Origin of the sequence: Roseivivax marinus, from assembly GCF_900109705.1 — a bacterium.
GTDB classification, from domain to species: Bacteria; Pseudomonadota; Alphaproteobacteria; order Rhodobacterales; family Rhodobacteraceae; genus Roseivivax; species Roseivivax marinus.
On sequence record NZ_FOAI01000001.1, the window covers coordinates 156,308 to 172,252 of the forward strand.

Annotated in this window: 17 protein-coding genes; 9 read left to right on the plus strand and 8 right to left on the minus strand. The window is 67.9% G+C overall.

Going from position 1 to position 15,945, the window contains the following annotated elements; all coding sequences use genetic code 11:
- Positions 1–18: 18 nt before the first annotated feature.
- The 5 genes from BMX29_RS00665 to BMX29_RS00685 form a co-directional block, all read right to left on the minus strand.
- A complete protein-coding gene (locus BMX29_RS00665; RefSeq protein ID WP_092809583.1) occupies positions 19–885 on the minus strand; it encodes a polyprenyl synthetase family protein in 867 nt (288 codons plus the stop codon).
- Positions 885–1,130 carry an exodeoxyribonuclease VII small subunit gene (locus BMX29_RS00670; protein WP_043844861.1) on the minus strand — a complete coding sequence of 82 codons (246 nt, stop codon included), beginning with the start codon at positions 1,128–1,130 and terminating at the stop codon, positions 885–887. Before BMX29_RS00670 ends, BMX29_RS00665 begins: the two co-directional genes overlap by 1 nt.
- Positions 1,127–2,050, minus strand: coding sequence for a histone deacetylase family protein (locus tag BMX29_RS00675; protein ID WP_092809585.1), 924 nt, complete (start codon positions 2,048–2,050; stop codon positions 1,127–1,129). Before BMX29_RS00675 ends, BMX29_RS00670 begins: the two co-directional genes overlap by 4 nt.
- Before the next feature lie 72 nt (positions 2,051–2,122).
- Positions 2,123–2,824 carry a response regulator gene (locus BMX29_RS00680; RefSeq protein ID WP_043844863.1) on the minus strand — a complete coding sequence of 234 codons (702 nt, stop codon included), beginning with the start codon at positions 2,822–2,824 and terminating at the stop codon, positions 2,123–2,125.
- A 27-nt stretch (positions 2,825–2,851) separates the two neighbouring features.
- Positions 2,852–3,364, minus strand: coding sequence for a MarR family winged helix-turn-helix transcriptional regulator (locus BMX29_RS00685; protein WP_043844864.1), 513 nt, complete (start codon positions 3,362–3,364; stop codon positions 2,852–2,854).
- Between the two features lie 162 nt (positions 3,365–3,526).
- Here BMX29_RS00685 and BMX29_RS00690 point away from each other — a divergent pair, with 162 nt between their 5' ends.
- The gene (locus BMX29_RS00690) at positions 3,527–4,396 is read left to right on the plus strand and encodes a branched-chain amino acid aminotransferase (RefSeq protein WP_043844865.1); all 870 of its coding nucleotides are present in this window, start codon (positions 3,527–3,529) and stop codon (positions 4,394–4,396) included.
- Positions 4,397–4,585: 189 nt separating this feature from the next.
- On the opposite strand, the gene BMX29_RS00695 is transcribed toward BMX29_RS00690, so the two are convergent.
- Positions 4,586–5,578 carry a DNA topoisomerase IB gene (locus BMX29_RS00695; protein WP_092809587.1) on the minus strand — a complete coding sequence of 331 codons (993 nt, stop codon included), beginning with the start codon at positions 5,576–5,578 and terminating at the stop codon, positions 4,586–4,588.
- Positions 5,579–5,706: 128 nt separating this feature from the next.
- Here BMX29_RS00695 and BMX29_RS00700 point away from each other — a divergent pair, with 128 nt between their 5' ends.
- The 3 genes from BMX29_RS00700 to BMX29_RS00710 all read left to right on the plus strand — a co-directional run bounded on the left by BMX29_RS00700 (position 5,707) and on the right by BMX29_RS00710 (position 9,509).
- Positions 5,707–7,191, plus strand: coding sequence for an AMP nucleosidase (locus BMX29_RS00700; protein ID WP_043844867.1), 1,485 nt, complete (start codon positions 5,707–5,709; stop codon positions 7,189–7,191).
- Between the two features lie 128 nt (positions 7,192–7,319).
- The gene (locus BMX29_RS00705) at positions 7,320–7,607 is read left to right on the plus strand and encodes an HU family DNA-binding protein (protein ID WP_043844868.1); all 288 of its coding nucleotides are present in this window, start codon (positions 7,320–7,322) and stop codon (positions 7,605–7,607) included.
- Between the two features lie 216 nt (positions 7,608–7,823).
- Complete coding sequence (locus tag BMX29_RS00710) at positions 7,824–9,509, plus strand: BCCT family transporter (protein ID WP_092809589.1); 1,686 nt, start codon at positions 7,824–7,826, stop codon at positions 9,507–9,509.
- A gap of 84 nt (positions 9,510–9,593) precedes the next feature.
- Here BMX29_RS00710 and BMX29_RS00715 read toward each other — a convergent pair whose 3' ends face one another.
- Complete coding sequence (locus tag BMX29_RS00715; RefSeq protein ID WP_092809591.1) at positions 9,594–10,286, minus strand: GNAT family N-acetyltransferase; 693 nt, start codon at positions 10,284–10,286, stop codon at positions 9,594–9,596.
- On the minus strand, positions 10,283–11,677 hold the full coding sequence (locus BMX29_RS00720; RefSeq protein ID WP_092809593.1) for an aminotransferase family protein: 1,395 nt from the start codon (positions 11,675–11,677) through the stop codon (positions 10,283–10,285). The genes BMX29_RS00715 and BMX29_RS00720 overlap by 4 nt, the downstream gene beginning before the upstream one ends.
- A gap of 118 nt (positions 11,678–11,795) precedes the next feature.
- Between BMX29_RS00720 and crcB the strand changes: the two genes are divergently transcribed.
- From crcB to BMX29_RS00745, 5 genes are all read left to right on the plus strand, one after another.
- Entirely contained in the window at positions 11,796–12,173 is a 378-nt protein-coding gene (gene crcB / locus BMX29_RS00725; RefSeq protein ID WP_092810143.1) for a fluoride efflux transporter CrcB, read from the plus strand.
- A complete protein-coding gene (locus BMX29_RS00730; RefSeq protein ID WP_092809595.1) occupies positions 12,170–13,216 on the plus strand; it encodes an RluA family pseudouridine synthase in 1,047 nt (348 codons plus the stop codon). The genes crcB and BMX29_RS00730 overlap by 4 nt, the downstream gene beginning before the upstream one ends.
- The gene (locus BMX29_RS00735) at positions 13,213–13,890 is read left to right on the plus strand and encodes an HAD-IA family hydrolase (protein ID WP_092809597.1); all 678 of its coding nucleotides are present in this window, start codon (positions 13,213–13,215) and stop codon (positions 13,888–13,890) included. Before BMX29_RS00730 ends, BMX29_RS00735 begins: the two co-directional genes overlap by 4 nt.
- Entirely contained in the window at positions 13,887–14,603 is a 717-nt protein-coding gene (locus BMX29_RS00740; protein WP_092809599.1) for an ATP12 family chaperone protein, read from the plus strand. Before BMX29_RS00735 ends, BMX29_RS00740 begins: the two co-directional genes overlap by 4 nt.
- 203 nt (positions 14,604–14,806) lie before the next feature.
- Positions 14,807–15,823, plus strand: a complete 1,017-nt coding sequence (locus BMX29_RS00745) for an amino acid ABC transporter substrate-binding protein (protein ID WP_043844874.1) — start codon at positions 14,807–14,809, stop codon at positions 15,821–15,823.
- Positions 15,824–15,945: the final 122 nt, after the last annotated feature.

Here is a 15,945-nt window from a genome sequence, read left to right on the forward strand (position 1 = left end):
TTCGTCGGGAGGGGCCGCTCAGGTGCGACGGGCGATAACGAAGCGGGCCGCGCCGATCAAGCCCTGCGCCTCCGGTCCGAGGGGAGATAGGGCATCGCACGCGTCGTCCACCAGTGACGTTGCGCGCGCCTTGGCGCCGTCGAGTCCCAGCAGCGAAACGAAAGTCGCCTTGTTCCGGCCCTCGTCCTTGCCGACTGCCTTTCCCATCGCGTCCGCATCCCCCTCCACGTCGAGAATATCGTCCGCGATCTGAAAAGCCAGCCCGAGGGCGTCGGCGTAGGCGCGCATGGGGGCCGGGTCGGCACCGGCAAGTCGCGGCCCGGCCTCGGCGGCCCAGCCGATCAGCGCGCCGGTCTTGCCGCGCTGGAGCGCCACGATCGCGTCGAGGTCGAGCGGCGCGTCCGCCGCCTCGGCGGCGATGTCGAGGGCCTGTCCCATGACCATGCCCTCGGCGCCCGCGGCCCGCGCGAGGCTTAGCGCCAGGTCCGCGCGCACGCCCGCGTCCGGATGCGCCTCGGGGGAGAGGCAAAGCTCGAAGCCCAGCGTCTGCAGCGCGTCGCCGGCGAGGATCGCGGTCGCCTCGTCCCAGCGGCAGTGCACGGTGGGGTGTCCACGGCGGAGATCGTCGTCGTCCATCGCCGGCAGGTCGTCATGCACGAGCGAGTAGGCGTGCACCGCCTCGATCGCCATCGCCGGGTGCAGCGCGTCGGGAATGCCGTGCACCCGCGCGCCCTCCATCACGAGATAGCCGCGCAGGCACTTCCCGCCGCCGCAGGCATAGGCCATGGCCCGGTGCAGCGGCAGGTCGGGGAGGGCGGCAAAGCGCGCGTCAAAGCCCGCGCCGATCCGCGCGGCGGCGTCGGCGAGCCCGTCCTCGAACCGCATCAGAGCCCGTCGACGGGCTTCGTGCCGGTGGGGGTGCCCTGCGCGTCGAGGGTGATCGCGGCGACCTTTTCCTCGGCGTCCTTGAGTCGGGCCTCGCAGCGCTTCTTGAGCGCGGCGCCGCGCTCGTAGAGCCGGATCGAGTCGTCGAGCGGCACGTCGCCGCGTTCGAGCTGGGCGACCACGCGCTCGAGTTCGGCCATGGCCTGCTCGAACGTCATCTCTTCGACGGGGGTTTCCTCGGTCACGATCCGGCCTCCACCAATTGCTCTACATGCGCCTTCGCCGCGGCGGCGAGGGCGGTCAGATCATAGCCGCCCTCCAGTGTCGAGACCACGCGGCCGCCGCACGTCTCGGCGGCGATCGTGCAGAGCTCTCCGGTCAGCCACGCGTAATCCTCGGTCTCCCATTTGAGGTTGGCGAGCGGGTCGTCCACGTGGGCGTCGAAGCCCGCCGAGAGGATGACCAGTTCCGGCGCGAAGGCGCGGAGTGCCGGAAACACCTCCGCCTCGTAGACCCGGCGCATGGCATCGCCGTCCGAGCCCGGCGCCAGCGGCAGGTTCATCACGTTGTCATGGGCGCCGGTCTCGGTGCGGCTGCCCGTGCCGGGCCAGAGCGGCGACTGGTGCGACGAGACGAAGAGCGCGCGGCCCTCGTTCCACAGCAGGTCCTGCGTGCCGTTGCCGTGGTGGACGTCGAAGTCCACTACGGCCACGCGGTTCAGCTTGTGATGGTCGAGCGCGTGCTTCGCCGCGATCGCCGCCGTGCCGAAGATGCAGAACCCCATCGAGGTCGCGGTCTCGGCGTGGTGACCCGGCGGCCGGGTGGCGCAGAAGGCGTTCGGTGCCTCGCCGCCCAGCACCATGTCCACCGCCCGGATCGCGCCGCCGACCGCGCGCAGGGCCGCGTTCCAAGACCCCGGCGATAGCCACGTGTCGGCATCGAGGGGGACCGAGCCGCGCGACGGCAGCTTGTCGCGGATGCGGTCGATGTAGTCCTGCGGGTGGCACCGCAGCAGGTCGTCCTCGGTGGCGAGCGGCGCGGTCACCCGCGAAAGGCCCAGCGGTTCGAGGGCGTGCAGGACGTGTTCCAGCCGCGCGACCCGTTCGGGGTGACCGTCCGGGGTGACGTGCGCGAGGCCGTCGGCATGTGTGATGAGGGCTGTCATGGCGGCGAGGTAAGCGCGAAGCGGGGGGCGCGTGCAAGGGGGCGCGTCGGGTGAGGTGTCGCGCGGCCCGGTTCAGTCCGGCGACAGCATGTAGCCCGCACCGCGCACCGTCTGGAGATAGCGCGGCTGCTTGGGGTCGTCCTCGATCTTGCGGCGCAGGCGCGTGATCTGGACGTCCACGGCGCGCTCCTGGCTCTGCCCCCGGTCACGGCCGAGGTCCTCGACCAGTTGCGTGCGGCTCAGCGCCTCGCCCGGCTTGGCCGAGAAGATCCGCATCAGGTGCGCTTCGGTCGCGGTCAGGCGCACCGGGTCCTCGCCGCGCCACATCTCGCCGCGCTCGATGTCGTACCGGATCGGTCCCAGCGTCAGCAGCTTCGGCGTAGACGCGCCCGGTCCGACCTCGGGCATCCGCCGCAGGATCGCGTTGATCCGCAGCAGCAGCTCCTTCGGCTCGAACGGCTTGGCGAGGTAGTCGTCCGCGCCGGCCTCGAGCCCCGCGATGCGGTCGTCGGTCTCGGACTTCGCGGTCAGCAGAAGGATCGGGGTGGTGCGGCTCTCGCGGAGCCAGTGAGTGAGCGACACGCCATCCTCGCCCGGCATCATCACGTCGAGCACGATCAGGTCGAAGTCGAGCCCCGACAGGATGCGCCGCGCGTGTCCTGCATCGCGGGCGGTGGACACCATGAAGCCGTTGCGCACCAGGAACCGCTGCAAGAGCGATCGGATGCGTTCGTCGTCATCGACGATCAGCAGGTGCGCGTCTGGATCGCTCATCTGTTCCGGTCCTCCCTCGTGCCCAAATCAGGCACGCCCGTCGCGGAGCGCATGATACTGACGACGCTGCTCGGGATCCATCATTGCTTCCAGCACCTTGCGGAAGCCCGATACAGCCTCGGGTCCGACCTGCCGGTAGGCGGCGCGCATCCGGGCCCGCTGGGCGTCCGACAGGCGTTGCTCCAGCTCCTGCCCGGCCTCGGTCAGGAAGAGGTTGCGCTCGCGCTTGTCGGCGTGGCCGACGCGGCTTTCGATCAGGCCGTCGGCGACCAGCGTCCTGAGCACCCGGTTCAACGACTGCTTGGTGACGCCCAGGATCGAGATCAGGTTGCTGACCGTCGTTCCGGGCGCGCAGGCGCAGAAGTGCAGCGCCCGGTGGTGGGCGCGGCCATAGTCCAGCGTGGCGAGGATGCGGTCGGGGTCGGCGGTGAAGCCGCGATAGGCGAAGAACATCGCTTCGATGCCCTGTCTGAGCTGTTCGTCGGTCAGGAACAGCAGCGATTCGCCACCGGCATGGGGGGCGCGGTCGGGGTCGGCCATGGGAACCTCGTGCAGTCGCCGATCACTTTGCACGCACTTTAGGGCAGCCTTGTTGACATTCCAAGAAGCGGCTGATAGCGAAACTCGGCGATTTGCGACATTTTGTGTCCGTTGCGGACGTATCTGGCGCAATAAACGGAAATACTGGCGGAGGATGGCGTGATGGCCGGAGCCTATGACGATCGGGACGGAAAGATCTGGATGGACGGCCAGATGGTCGACTGGCGCACCGCCAACGTACACGTCCTGACGCACGCGATGCATTACGCCAGCTCGGTCTTCGAGGGCGAGCGGGCCTACGGCGGGACGATCTTCAAGTCGCGCGAGCATTCCGAGCGGCTGCACTACTCGGCTGGCGAACTGGACTTCGAGATCCCGTTCACCGTCGACGAGATCGAGGCCGCCAAGGCCGACGTGCTGAAGGAGAACGGCTTTACCGATGCCTATGTCCGCGCGGTGGCGTGGCGCGGCGTCGGCGAGGACATGGGTGTCGCGTCGAAGCGCAACCCGGTCCGGCTCGCCATCGCGGCGTGGGAATGGGGCAGCTACTACGGCGACGCGAAGATGAAGGGCGCCAAGCTCGACATCGCCAAGTGGAAGCGGCCCTCGCCCGAGACCGCGCCCTCGCACGCCAAGGCCGCCGGCCTCTACATGATCTGCACCATGGCCAAGCACGCCGCCGAGGCGAAGGGTTGCTCGGACGCGATGATGTTCGACTACCGCGGCTACGTGGCCGAGGCGACCGGCGCGAACATCTTCTTCGTCAAGGACGGCGAGGTCCACACGCCCAAGCCCGACTGCTTCCTCAACGGCATCACGCGCCAGACGGTGGTGGGGATGCTCGAGGACCGGCAGGTGAAGGTGCACGAACGCCACATCATGCCCGAGGAACTGGAAGGCTTCGAGCAGTGCTGGCTGACCGGCACCGCCGCCGAGGTCACCCCGGTCGGGCAGATCGGCGACTACAACTTCGAGGTCGGCGCGCTCGCACGTGAGATCGCTGAGGGCTACGAGACACTCGTCCGCAGCTGAGCGGCGGCTTAATCTATCCGATAGGGGCGCGTCCGTTGGGCGCGCCCTTTTTCATTGGTCTCCAAGCGGTCCACCCAACCGCCGGGCGGCCGGCGGACGAGAGCCCAACCGCGGCGTCGATCCGTTATTTGTGACGCCGCGTTCCGATCGTGCCAGAAGCACGGCGCTCGGTGCGCGCAGAGCCGGACCTCAGGTCGCTGGTTGAAGAAGATGCAGCAGCGCCGCCTCGGCCTGCCGCAAGCCACGGGTGTCGTCGGCGTCATCCAGAAGCTTCTGCCGGATATCCGCAGGCTCTTCGGCAAAGTCGATCACGTCCGGATGGATGTACGAGTTGCGCGAGATCGTCGGCGTGTTGTGCAACCGGTCGGCCGCGGCCTCGGACATCGCCTTGATCGTCGGCTTCTCCTCGGACAGTGCCACCTCCAGGGCCGCGACGCTGCCGGACCACGTGCGGAAGGTCTTGGCCGTCATCCCGTCGGTGCCGATCTGGCCCGAGAGGAAGGCGTTGACCTCGCCCGACGTGACCGCGCGCGAGGTGCCGTCCTCGTCGATCCACGACACCAGCGTCGGCCCCGGCAGGTCGTCGAGCTGCGCCAGCGTGCGGTGCAGGGTCCGGTCTCGCAGGGTCTTGGCAACGCGCTGGCCGCCCTTGGCCGCGTAGGTCAGGCGAAGTCCTCCTTCATGCAGGTCGAGGTGGCGTGGGCGCAGCGTGGTGGCGCCGTAGGTTTCGTTCTCGCGGGCGTAGTCGGGGTTGCCCACCCGCAGGTGCGCGCGGTCGATGAGCGCGAGGACGGCGGCGATTGCGAAGGACTGCTCGCCCGCCTCGCCCTCGCGCAGGTCGTGCTGGATGCGGCGGCGCAGGCCGGGCAGGGCCGCGCCGAACGCAGCGAGATGCTCGAACTTGCGGCGGGCGCGGTAGGCTGTCCAATCGGGGTGGTAGCGGTACTGCTTGCGCGCCCGCGCGTCCCGGCCCGTCGCCTGCAGGTGGCCGAGTGGTTCGGGGCAGATCCAGACGTCCTCGTAGGCCGGCGGCACGGCCAGCGCGTTCAGCCGCTTGCGCTCGGCGCGATCCTCGATCCGGGTGCCGTCGGGTGCGATGTAGGACCAGCCGCGGCCGCGCTTTTCGCGCCGGATGCCCGGTCGGTCGTCGGGGTAGTAGATCAGGTCGGGCACCGCTTTCATGCGGCTCGAACGCGACCCGGTCGCGGCGGTTCCGGCGACACGGCGCCGCGGCGGACGGGTCGCCTTGCGCCTGCCCGGGGTTGGTGTCACCGTCCGCCGCAATCGAAAACAGCGCGAAGAGGGCCGGGATGCAGGATCTGCCGTCGAACCTTGAGGTGAAGACCCCCGACGTGCCGGAGCCGGAGTTGTTCGACAATGCCGATGCGGCGGTCGATCGGCTGGCCGAGCTGTATGACGGGGCGCTCGACTTCCTCGTGGGTGGCTTCGACCGGGCGATGCAGAGCGGTCATCCCGGCACGCGATACCGCGCCTACTACCCCGAGGTGCGGATCACCACGACGAGCTTCTCGAAGATCGACAGCCGGCTGAGCTTCGGCCACGTCGCGGCGCCGGGCACCTATGCCACGACGATCACGCGGCCGGACCTCTTCCGGCACTACCTGCGCCAGCAGCTTCAGCTTCTGATCGAGCATCACGCTGTGCCGGTGCAGGTGGGGCCGTCCGAGACTCCGATCCCGATCCACTTCGCCGTTGCGGCGCGGTCGGACGTGGCGGTGCCGCACGAGGGGGCGGCGCAGTTCCCGCTGCGTGACATCTTCGACGTGCCGGACCTGACCTCCACAAACGACGACATCGTCAACGGCACGTTCCAGGCGGCGCCGGACGGGACCGAACCTCTTGCGCCGTTCACTGCGCAGCGCGTCGACTACTCTCTGGCCCGCCTCGCGCACTACACCGCGACCGATCCCGAGCACTTCCAGAACCACGTCCTGTTCACCAACTACCAGTTCTACGTGACCGAATTCGAGGCCTATGCCCGTGCCGCGCTCGCCGATCCGGACAGCGGCTACACCAGCTTCGTCTCGACCGGGAACGCCGAGATCACCGGCCCCGAGGACGAGCTGCCGCCGACGGTGAAGATGCCGCAGATGCCGACATACCACCTCAAGCGGCGAGACGGCTCGGGCATCACTCTGGTGAACATCGGGGTGGGGCCGTCGAATGCCAAGACGGCGACCGACCACATCGCGGTGCTGCGCCCCCATGCCTGGATCATGGTCGGCCACTGCGCGGGCCTGAGGAATTCGCAGTCGCTGGGCGACTTCGTGCTCGCCCACGCCTACCTGCGCGAGGACCGGGTACTGGACGACGACCTGCCGATCTGGGTGCCGATCCCGGCGTTGGCCGAGATCCAGGTCGCGCTCGAGACCGCGGTGGAAGAGGTGACCGAGCTCGAGGGCTACGACCTCAAGCGTGTCATGCGGACGGGCACCGTCGCCAGCGTGGACAACCGGAACTGGGAGCTGCGCGACACGACCGGTCCGGTGCAGCGGCTGTCGCAGTCGCGGGCCGTCGCGCTCGACATGGAATCCGCGACCATCGCGGCCAACGGGTTCCGCTTCCGGGTGCCCTACGGCACGTTGCTGTGCGTGTCGGACAAGCCGCTGCACGGCGAACTGAAGCTGCCGGGCATGGCCACGGACTTCTACCGGGCGCAGGTGGCGCGGCATCTGATGATCGGGATCCGCGCCATGGAGGAGTTGCGCGAGATGCCCTTGGAGCGTATCCACAGCCGGAAATTGCGCAGTTTCTACGAAACGGCGTTCCTCTGAGCGGGTTTCCCCGTGAAATCAGCGTGAAATCACACTGCCGCGACGCAATTTCTTGTGTTCTACCCCAAGATTGGGTTTATTCGCGGCCAGTAGGCCCAAGAGACGGGGCGGCAAGGAGACCATAGAACATGGCGAAAGCGATGACGAAGACCCAGCTCGTTGCGGCACTGGCCGACGAGATGGGAAGCGACAAGAAGACCGCGGGCGCAGCGCTGGACGCGCTGACCGGCATCATCACCAAGGAAGTCGCCGACGGCGGCGCGGTGACCCTGCCGGGCGTTGGCAAGTTCTACTGCCGCGAGCGTCCCGAGCGCATGGTGCGCAATCCCGCGACCGGCGAGCAGTTCAAGAAAGACGCCGACAAGCAGGTCAAGGTGACCGTTGCCAAGGCGCTCAAGGACAGCGTCAACGACTGACCCTTATCGCGACATCGTCGCGCGTGGCCCCGACAGGGGCCGCCCGAGGCCGCCAACTGGCGGCCTTTTTTCATGTCTTTCGACAACTTCCTTTCGATTGAGCCCGTGTCCGGGGAATTTCGGAACCGTCCGGTCTCGCGCCCGTTGAGGAAAATACGCGGCGCGCTTTGACGTCACCCGTGCCGTCCCTCGAACTGGCAAACAGGGATACTCATTGTGGAAGACCTCGCGCGCCGTCTCGGCCTCAAGACCGATCCCGTCATCTTCTTTTCCTCAGCGATATTCATGGTGGTCTTCGCCCTGATCCTCGTGATCTTTCCGGAGGGTATCGGCGACGCCTTCGCGGCCGCGCGGGAATGGATCGTCACCAATCTCGGGTGGTTCTTCATCCTCGGCGTGAATGTGTGGCTGGGCTTCCTGATCTGGGTATCGGTCAGCCGCTACGGCCATATCCGCCTCGGCGGACGAGACGCGCGGCCGGAATACAGCAGCATCTCGTGGTTCACGATGCTCTTCGCCGGCGGCATCGGCACGGTGCTGATGTTCTGGGGCGTGGCCGAACCCATGAGCCACTTCGCCACTCCGCCACTGCCGGGCATCGAGCCTCATTCCGAGGAAGCCGCCAAGGACGCCATCTCGATCGCGCTCTACCACCTGGGCCTGCACACCTGGACGATCTTCACGCTGCCGGGCCTCGCGTTCGCGTACTTCATCTACCGCTACAAGCTGCCGGTCCGCGTGAGCTCGGTGTTCTATCCGCTGCTCAAGGAAGGCATCCACGGCCCCATCGGCAAAACCATCGACGTGGTGGCGATCCTCGGCACGCTGTTCGGCGTGGCTGTGTCGCTCGGCCTCGGCTCCAGCCAGGTGGCCGCGGGCCTCGACGAACTGATGGGCACCGGGGACGGGCCGTTCGTGCAGATCGTCATCATCGCCATCCTGACCGCCGTCGCGGTGACATCGATCGTGGCCGGCCTCGACAGCGGCGTGAAGTTCCTGTCGAACCTCAACATCGGTATGGCCGTCGTCCTGATGGCGTTCGTGCTGATCGCCGGCTCCACCCTGTTCCTGCTGCGCGGCATCGTCGAAACGGCGGGTCTCTACCTGTCGAACCTGCCGCGTCTGGCCTTCTGGAATGACATGCTGTCCACGGTCCGCGCGGATGACGAATGGGGCTGGCAAGGCTCGTGGACGGTCTTCTACTGGGCCTGGACGGTGACGTGGTCCCCCTTCATGGGTCTGTTCGTTGCGCGCATCTCGTTCGGCCGCACGATCCGCGAATTCGTCATGGGCGTGCTGCTGGCCCCGTCGATCTTCACCCTTGTCTGGTTCGGGATCTTCGGCTGGCAGGCGATGGAGTTCGACGGAATCGGCGCCGCCGCGCGCGAGGCGATGGGAGATCAGGCCGGGGCTCTCAGCCAGGCCGTCGCCGACTCGATCCCGCTTGCGATGTTCGCATTCCTCGAGAACTTCCCGTTCACGACCTTCCTTCAGGGCTTTGCGGTCATCATCGTGGCGATCTTCTTCGCCACCTCGTCGGACTCCGCGTCGCTGGTGGTGGACATGCTTTGCACCGGCGAGGCCGAGGCCGGCCCGGTGCAGCAGCGGCTGTTCTGGGGGATCGCAGAGGGCACCATCGCGATCCTCCTGATCGTCCTGGCGGGGCAGGCGGGTCTGACCGCGCTGCAGCAGGTGATCACCGTCGTCGGTCTGCCGGTGTTCTGCCTCGTCTTCATGATGATCCCGTCGCTGATCATGGGGCTATTGGCCGAGGACATCGACTATATCACCGTGGGCCAACGGCCATTGCCGTCCGACCTGCACAGCGAGGAAAACGCGACCTCCACCTACGACAAGCCACATGGAACGGCGGGGGGCGCTGAACCGTCGCCAGCCGAGTAAGGTCTGTTCCGTGGAAGAAGAAAAGGCCGCGTCCGGGATGCCGGGCGCGGCCTTTTTCTTTTCCCGAGTTTCGACGGGAGCGCGCTAGCCGCGCAGTTCCCGGAGCGACCTGAGCTGCCGACCATCCTCAAAGTTCGTCGGATCGAGCCACGCGGCAAAGGCGGCCTTCACCGCGGGCCATTCGCCGTCCAGCACCGAGAACCAAGCCGTATCGCGGTTGCGCCCCTTCACCATTTGCGCCTGCCGGTGGGTCCCCTCGTAAGTGAAACCCAGTCGCTCGGCAGCGGCACGCGACGGCGCGTTGAGCGCGTCGCACTTCCACTCGTAGCGGCGGTAGCCCAGATCGTCGAAGGCACGGGTCATCATCAGCGCCATCGCCTCGGTGGACATGACGGTGCGCTGGACGCGCGGCGAAAAGCTGATCCATCCGACCTCGATGCTGGCGGCCTGCGGATTGATCCGCAGGTAGGAGCACGTGCCGACCGCGCGTCCCTCGGTGTCGAGGACGGTGAAGAAAAGCGGGTCGTCGCTGGCCGCCATGTCGGTCAGGCGCGTGCGCATCTCGTCCGCGTCCTTCGGCGGGTCGAGCGGCAGGTAGGTCCAGTTGGCTCCGTCCTCCAGCGCGTAGGCCTCGAAGAGGTCCTCGGCGTGGGACGGATCGCAGGGCACGACCGAGCAGGTGCGCCCCTCCATCGGGGTGCGGGGCGGGACCGGGCGCGGCAGGTTGAGATCGACCGCCGCGCCTACAGGCAGACCGAAGCCGTTGGTGGGGCTCATCCGAAGACGCGGCCCAGTGCCCCGTCCACGGCGGTCACGATCTCGTCGATGTCGTCCTTCGTGGCGATCAGCGCCGGCGAGAAACACAGCGTGTTGTTCTTGCCGGGCACCGAACGGTTGGTCGCGCCGATGATGACGCCCTGTTTCATGCAGTCGCCGACCACGGCCTTCACGCGGGCTTCCTCGACCGGGTCCTTGGTCTGGCGGTCGGTGACCAGTTCCGCGCCGAGGAACAGACCCTTGCCGCGCACGTCCCCGATGATCGCGTGCTTGTCCTTCAGTTCGGACAAACGCTCCATCATGTAGTGGCCCATCGCGGTGGTGTTCTCGAGCAGGCCCTCGTCCTCGATGATCCGCATGTTCTCGATCGCCGCGGCGGGCCCGGCGGTGCAGCCGCCGAAGGTCGAGATGTCGCGGAAGTAGTCCATCGGATCGGTCTCGTCGGACTTGAAGAGGTCGAAGACCTCCTCGGTCGTGACGCAGCACGCGATGGCCGCGTAGCCCGACGCGACGCCCTTGGCCATCGTCACCATGTCGGGTTTCACGCCGTAATGCTGGTAGCCGAACCACTCGGAGCCAGTGCGCCCGACGCCGCAGACGACCTCGTCGATGTGCAGCAGCACGTCGTACTTGCGGCAAATCTCCTGCACGCGCTGCCAGTAGCCCTCGGGAGGGCAGATGACGCCGCCGCCGGCGGTCACCGGCTCGAGGCAGAGCGCGCCCACGGTATCGGGGCCCTCGCGGAGAATGACCTCCTCGATCTGGTTCGCGGCCCATTCGCCGTAGTTCTCGTTCGGCGCGCCGTCCTGCTCGTGCTTGCGGTACTCGAGGCAGTGCGGCACCCGCACGAAGCCCGGCGCGAAGGGCCCGTATTGCGCGTTGCGCTCGTCCTGACCGCCCGCCGACAGGGCACCGATGGTGGTGCCGTGGTAGTCGCGGTCGCGGAAGAGGATCTTGTGCTTCTTGCCGCCGTAGCGCTTGTGCGCGATCTGACGGACCATCTTGAAGGCCTTCTCGTTCGCCTCCGAGCCCGAGTTGCAGTAGTAGACCCGGCTCATGCCCGGCATCTTCTCGATCAGCTTCTCGGCGAAGATCGCGCCGGGGACAGAGCCGCTGGCGCCGGCGAAATAGTTCATCTTGATGAGTTGGTCGTAGACCGCACGGGCAATGCTTTCGCGTCCGTAGCCCACGTTGACGGTCCAGACCGCGCCCGAGACGGCGTCGATGTGCTCCTTGCCCGCCTGGTTCCAGACGCGCATCCCCTTGCCCTCGATGATGACGTTCGGGTCCGACGTCTCCCACGGCTTGTGCTGGCTCAGGTGATGCCAGACGTGGCGTTTGTCGGCGGTGACGATGTGGGAAATGTCGTTGGCGGAGAGCGTGCCGTCCATGATGGCTCCTCGGAATGGATGTGTCAGGGGATGACGTTTGATCAAACCCTGCACCCTGCCCGGGGGCGGCGCAAGGGTCGGGCTTGACAAGTTCGGGGTCGCGGACGAAGTGGCCTCCATGTCGTTCACCCTTGTTCAAATCGCGGTCGGCGGCGCCGCAGGTGCGGTGTCGCGTTACCTGACCGGACTGGCCGCCATGCGCGTCATGGGGCCGGGCTTCCCTTGGGGCACGCTGACGGTGAACGTCGTGGGCTCTTTCGTGATGGGGGTGATCGTGGTCACCCTGGCCGAGTTGTCCGCGAACCGCATCTCGCCGCTTCTGGTGACCGGGTTCCTCGGGGCGTTCACGACCTTCTCCTCGTTTTCGCTCGATACCGCTTACATGTGGGAACGCGGCGAGACCGTGCAGGCCGGAGCGTATGTCGCGGCCTCGGTCGTCCTGTCGCTGGCGGCGCTCTTCGCTGGTCTCTGGGCGGCACGCGGGGTGATCGCATGAGCGGCGTTCAGACCATTACCGTCGGCCGCGGCGAAGGCAACCAGCGTCTCGACCGCTGGCTCAAGCGCCGCTTCCCGCACCTTGCGCAGGGCCGCATCGAGAAGATGTGCCGCAAGGGCGAACTGCGCGTGGACGGTGGGCGCGTGAAGGGTTCGCACCGGCTCGAGGAAGGACAGGCGGTGCGCGTGCCGCCGATCCCCGAACCGGGCGAGGTCGCTTCGCGCCCGAAACCGGGGGTGAGCGACGCGGACGCGGCGATGATCAAGTCCTGTGTGCTGTTCCGCGACGACCACGTGATCGCGCTGAACAAGCCGCCGGGACTGCCCAGCCAGGGCGGCTCGAAGCAGACCCGCCACGTCGACGGTTTGTCCGAGGCGCTGACCTTCGGATACGACGAGAAGCCGCGGCTGGTGCACCGTCTGGACAAGGATACGTCGGGCGTTCTGCTGATGGCGCGCACCCGCGAGGTGGCCAAGGGCCTTTCCGAGGCATTCCGTGCCCGCGATGCGCGCAAGATCTACTGGGCCGCGGTCGCCGGCGTGCCGCATCCGCCGATGGGCACCGTGCGCTACGGTCTGGTGAAGGCGCCGGGCCACGGCTCTGGCGGGGAGGGCGAGAAGATGCTCTGCCTTCATCCCGACGACGTGCCGCGCACGGAAGGCGCCAAGAACGCCACAACCGATTACGCGGTGCTGTCTCCGCTGGCCAAGCGGGCGGCGTGGGTCGCGCTGGTGCCGGTGACGGGGCGCACGCACCAGCTGCGCGCGCACATGGCCGAGATGGGTCACCCGATCGTGGGCGACGGCAAGTATGGCGGCTCGGGACAGGAAAACCTCGGCGACGGCTGGGGCGCCCAGCTGGGCGGCGAGATCAGCCGAAAGCTGCACCTGCACGCCCGGATGCTGTCGTTCACCCACCCGGTGACCGGCGCCCGCGTGGTCGTCACCGCACCGTTGCCCGACCACATGGCCCGCACCTGGGACACCGTCGGGTGGGCCGCGAACGACGTGCCGGTGGACCCGTTCGACGAGGACGAACTGTGACCGACCTGCGACTGGTGATCTTCGACGTCGACGGCACGCTGGTGGACAGCCAGGCCGACATCCTCGCCGCGATGGGCGGCGCCTTCGCGGCGGTGAACCGGCCCGCGCCCGACCGGGGCGCGATCCTCGGTATCGTCGGGCTCTCGCTGCCGCAGGCGATGGTGGCGCTGGCCCCCGACCTCGAGGCCGACCGGCGCGCGGTCATGGTCGAGGCCTACAAGGACGCCTATTTCGATCTGCGAGCCAAGGCGGGCGCCGCGGAATCCTCGCCGCTCTATCCCGGCGTGCGCGATGTGCTGGAGCGTCTGCACGCGCACCCTGAAACTCTGCTCGGGGTCGCCACGGGCAAGTCGCGCCGGGGCCTCGACAAGCTGATCGAGGGGCACGGGCTGGAGCACCTGTTCGTGACACGCCACTGCGCCGACGATCACCCGTCCAAGCCGCATCCGGCGATGGTGCAGGCGGCGCTGGCCGACACCGGGCTCGATCCGCACCGCGCGGTGATGGTCGGCGACACGAGCTTCGACATGGAGATGGGTGCGGCCGCGGGCGTCGTGCCCGTGGGCGTCGCCTGGGGCTACCACCCTGCCGAACGCCTGAACGCGGCGCATACCGTCATCGAGACGATCGAGGCGCTGCCGCCGCTTCTCGACACGATCTGGGAGGACGCATGACCGAGTGGGCCGCACGCCGCTTCTGGACCGACGCGACCGCCGAACCGATGGAGGGCGGCGGCCATACCGTGCGCCTCGACGGGCGGGCGGTGAAGACCCCCGCCAAGTCGCCGCTGATCCTGCCGTCCGAGGCGATGGCGCGCGCCGTCGCCGCCGAATGGGCCGCGCAGGGCGAACTGATCGCGCCGCTGTCGATGCCGGTCACCCGCGGCGCCAACGCCGCCATCGACAAGGTGCGCCCGCAGCGCGCCGAGGTCGCCGACATGTTGGCCGAGTACGGTGACAGCGATCTTCTGTGCTACCGTGCCGAGACGCCCGAGGAACTGGTCGCGCGGCAAGAGGCTGCGTGGGACCCGCTGCTCGACTGGGCGGCTGACACGCTTGGAGCACGGCTCGAGGCCCGCACCGGTATCATGCACGCGCCGCAGGACGCCGACTCGCTGGCGCGGCTGCGCGCCGCCGTGCACCGGCTGGACGCGTTCGAACTGGCGGCGTTTCACGACCTCGTGTCGCTGACCGGCTCTCTCGTGATCGGCTTCGCGGCCGAGCGAGGACAAGGCGCGCCGGACGATCTCTGGGCTGCCTCGCGCATCGACGAGGACTGGCAGGCGCAGCAATGGGGCGAAGACGAAGAGGCTGCCAACGCAGCCGAACACAAGCGCCGCGCGTTCCACGACGCGGTCGCCTTCCTGAGCCTCGCGCGGGCCGAATAACGCTGCGTCAGCGGCCTGCCCGATTTCGCGCCGACTGCGGAATTACCGGGCAAACGTCAGGGCCTATGGCTTGACCTCCGGAAAAGATTGCGACCACACTCCTGCGCACCGATAGGGGAGATCCCGACTTTCGTCGCAAGGTCCCGGAACTGGGGCCACCGTAACCGCCCACGAAGGGCGGCGGACAACAGGAAGAGGTTACCATGAACAAATCCGTCATTCTTGGCACGCTCACCGTGGCGGCGCTCTCGGCCGGCATGGCCAGCGCGCAGACCGTCTCGGATGTGCAGGATCGCGGCACGATGAACTGCGGTGTGACCACGGGCCTCGTGGGCTTTGCCGCTCCCGACGCCAACGGCGAGTGGTCCGGCTTTGACGTGGCCGTGTGCCGCGCGGTCGCCGCGGCCGTGCTGGGCGATCCCAGCGCCGTCGAGTTCGTCCCGACCACCGGCAAGACGCGCTTCACCGCGCTCGCCTCGGGCGAAATCGACCTGCTCGCGCGCAACACCACCTGGACCTTCACCCGCGACGTCGACCTCAAGTTCGAATTCGTCGGCATCAACTACTACGACGGCCAGGGCTTCATGATCCCGAAGGAGCTGGGCGTCAGCTCGGCGCGGGAGCTTGGCGGCGCGACGGTCTGCATCCAGACCGGCACCACCACCGAGCTGAACCTCGCGGACTACTTCCGCAAGAACAACATGGAGTACACCCCGGTCCCGATCGAGACCAACGCAGAGGCGCAGCAGCAGTACCTTGCCGGCGCCTGTGACGTGTACACGACCGACGCGTCCGGCCTCGCCGCGACCCGTGCCGCTTTCGAGACCCCGAGCGATCACGTCATCCTGCCCGAGATCATCTCGAAGGAGCCGCTGGGCCCGCTGGTCCGCCATGGCGACAACGAGTGGGGCGACATCGCACGCTGGACCCTCAACGCGCTGATCGCGGCGGAAGAGTACGGCATTACGTCGGCCAACATCGACGAGCTGAAAGAGGGCACCGACAGCCCCGAGATCAACCGGATCCTCGGCACCGAGGGCAACCTGGGCGAGATGCTGGGCCTCGACAACGAGTGGGCCTACCGCGCCATCAAGGCGAACGGCAACTACGGCGAGATCTTCGCCAAGAACATCGGTGAATCGACCCCGATCGGCCTGTCGCGCGGCCTGAACGCGCAGTGGACCGACGGTGGCCTGATGTACGCACCGCCGTTCCGTTGATCGCATGACCGGGGGCGCTGGCCTGTGTAAGGCCCGCGCCCCCTTTCCGTTCGGCCCCCGCGGGGGCCGGCGGCCAGGATAAGGATCCGCTCGGGACGTCAGGACGGGATCAACCCGCCGGC

Coding starts and splice junctions, on each gene's coding strand:
- BMX29_RS00695 (WP_092809587.1), bottom strand. CDS start 5,578: ATGAAAGCGGTGCCCGACCTGATCTACTACCCCGACGACCGACCGGGC.
- BMX29_RS00705 (WP_043844868.1), top strand. CDS start 7,320: ATGGCGAAAGCGATGACGAAGACCCAGCTCGTTGCGGCACTGGCCGAC.
- BMX29_RS00730 (WP_092809595.1), top strand. CDS start 12,170: ATGAGCGGCGTTCAGACCATTACCGTCGGCCGCGGCGAAGGCAACCAG.
- BMX29_RS00715 (WP_092809591.1), bottom strand. CDS start 10,286: ATGAGCCCCACCAACGGCTTCGGTCTGCCTGTAGGCGCGGCGGTCGAT.
- BMX29_RS00690 (WP_043844865.1), top strand. CDS start 3,527: ATGGCCGGAGCCTATGACGATCGGGACGGAAAGATCTGGATGGACGGC.
- BMX29_RS00675 (WP_092809585.1), bottom strand. CDS start 2,050: ATGACAGCCCTCATCACACATGCCGACGGCCTCGCGCACGTCACCCCG.
- crcB (WP_092810143.1), top strand. CDS start 11,796: ATGTCGTTCACCCTTGTTCAAATCGCGGTCGGCGGCGCCGCAGGTGCG.
- BMX29_RS00720 (WP_092809593.1), bottom strand. CDS start 11,677: ATGGACGGCACGCTCTCCGCCAACGACATTTCCCACATCGTCACCGCC.
- BMX29_RS00745 (WP_043844874.1), top strand. CDS start 14,807: ATGAACAAATCCGTCATTCTTGGCACGCTCACCGTGGCGGCGCTCTCG.
- BMX29_RS00665 (WP_092809583.1), bottom strand. CDS start 885: ATGCGGTTCGAGGACGGGCTCGCCGACGCCGCCGCGCGGATCGGCGCG.
- BMX29_RS00700 (WP_043844867.1), top strand. CDS start 5,707: ATGCAGGATCTGCCGTCGAACCTTGAGGTGAAGACCCCCGACGTGCCG.
- BMX29_RS00680 (WP_043844863.1), bottom strand. CDS start 2,824: ATGAGCGATCCAGACGCGCACCTGCTGATCGTCGATGACGACGAACGC.
- BMX29_RS00685 (WP_043844864.1), bottom strand. CDS start 3,364: ATGGCCGACCCCGACCGCGCCCCCCATGCCGGTGGCGAATCGCTGCTG.
- BMX29_RS00740 (WP_092809599.1), top strand. CDS start 13,887: ATGACCGAGTGGGCCGCACGCCGCTTCTGGACCGACGCGACCGCCGAA.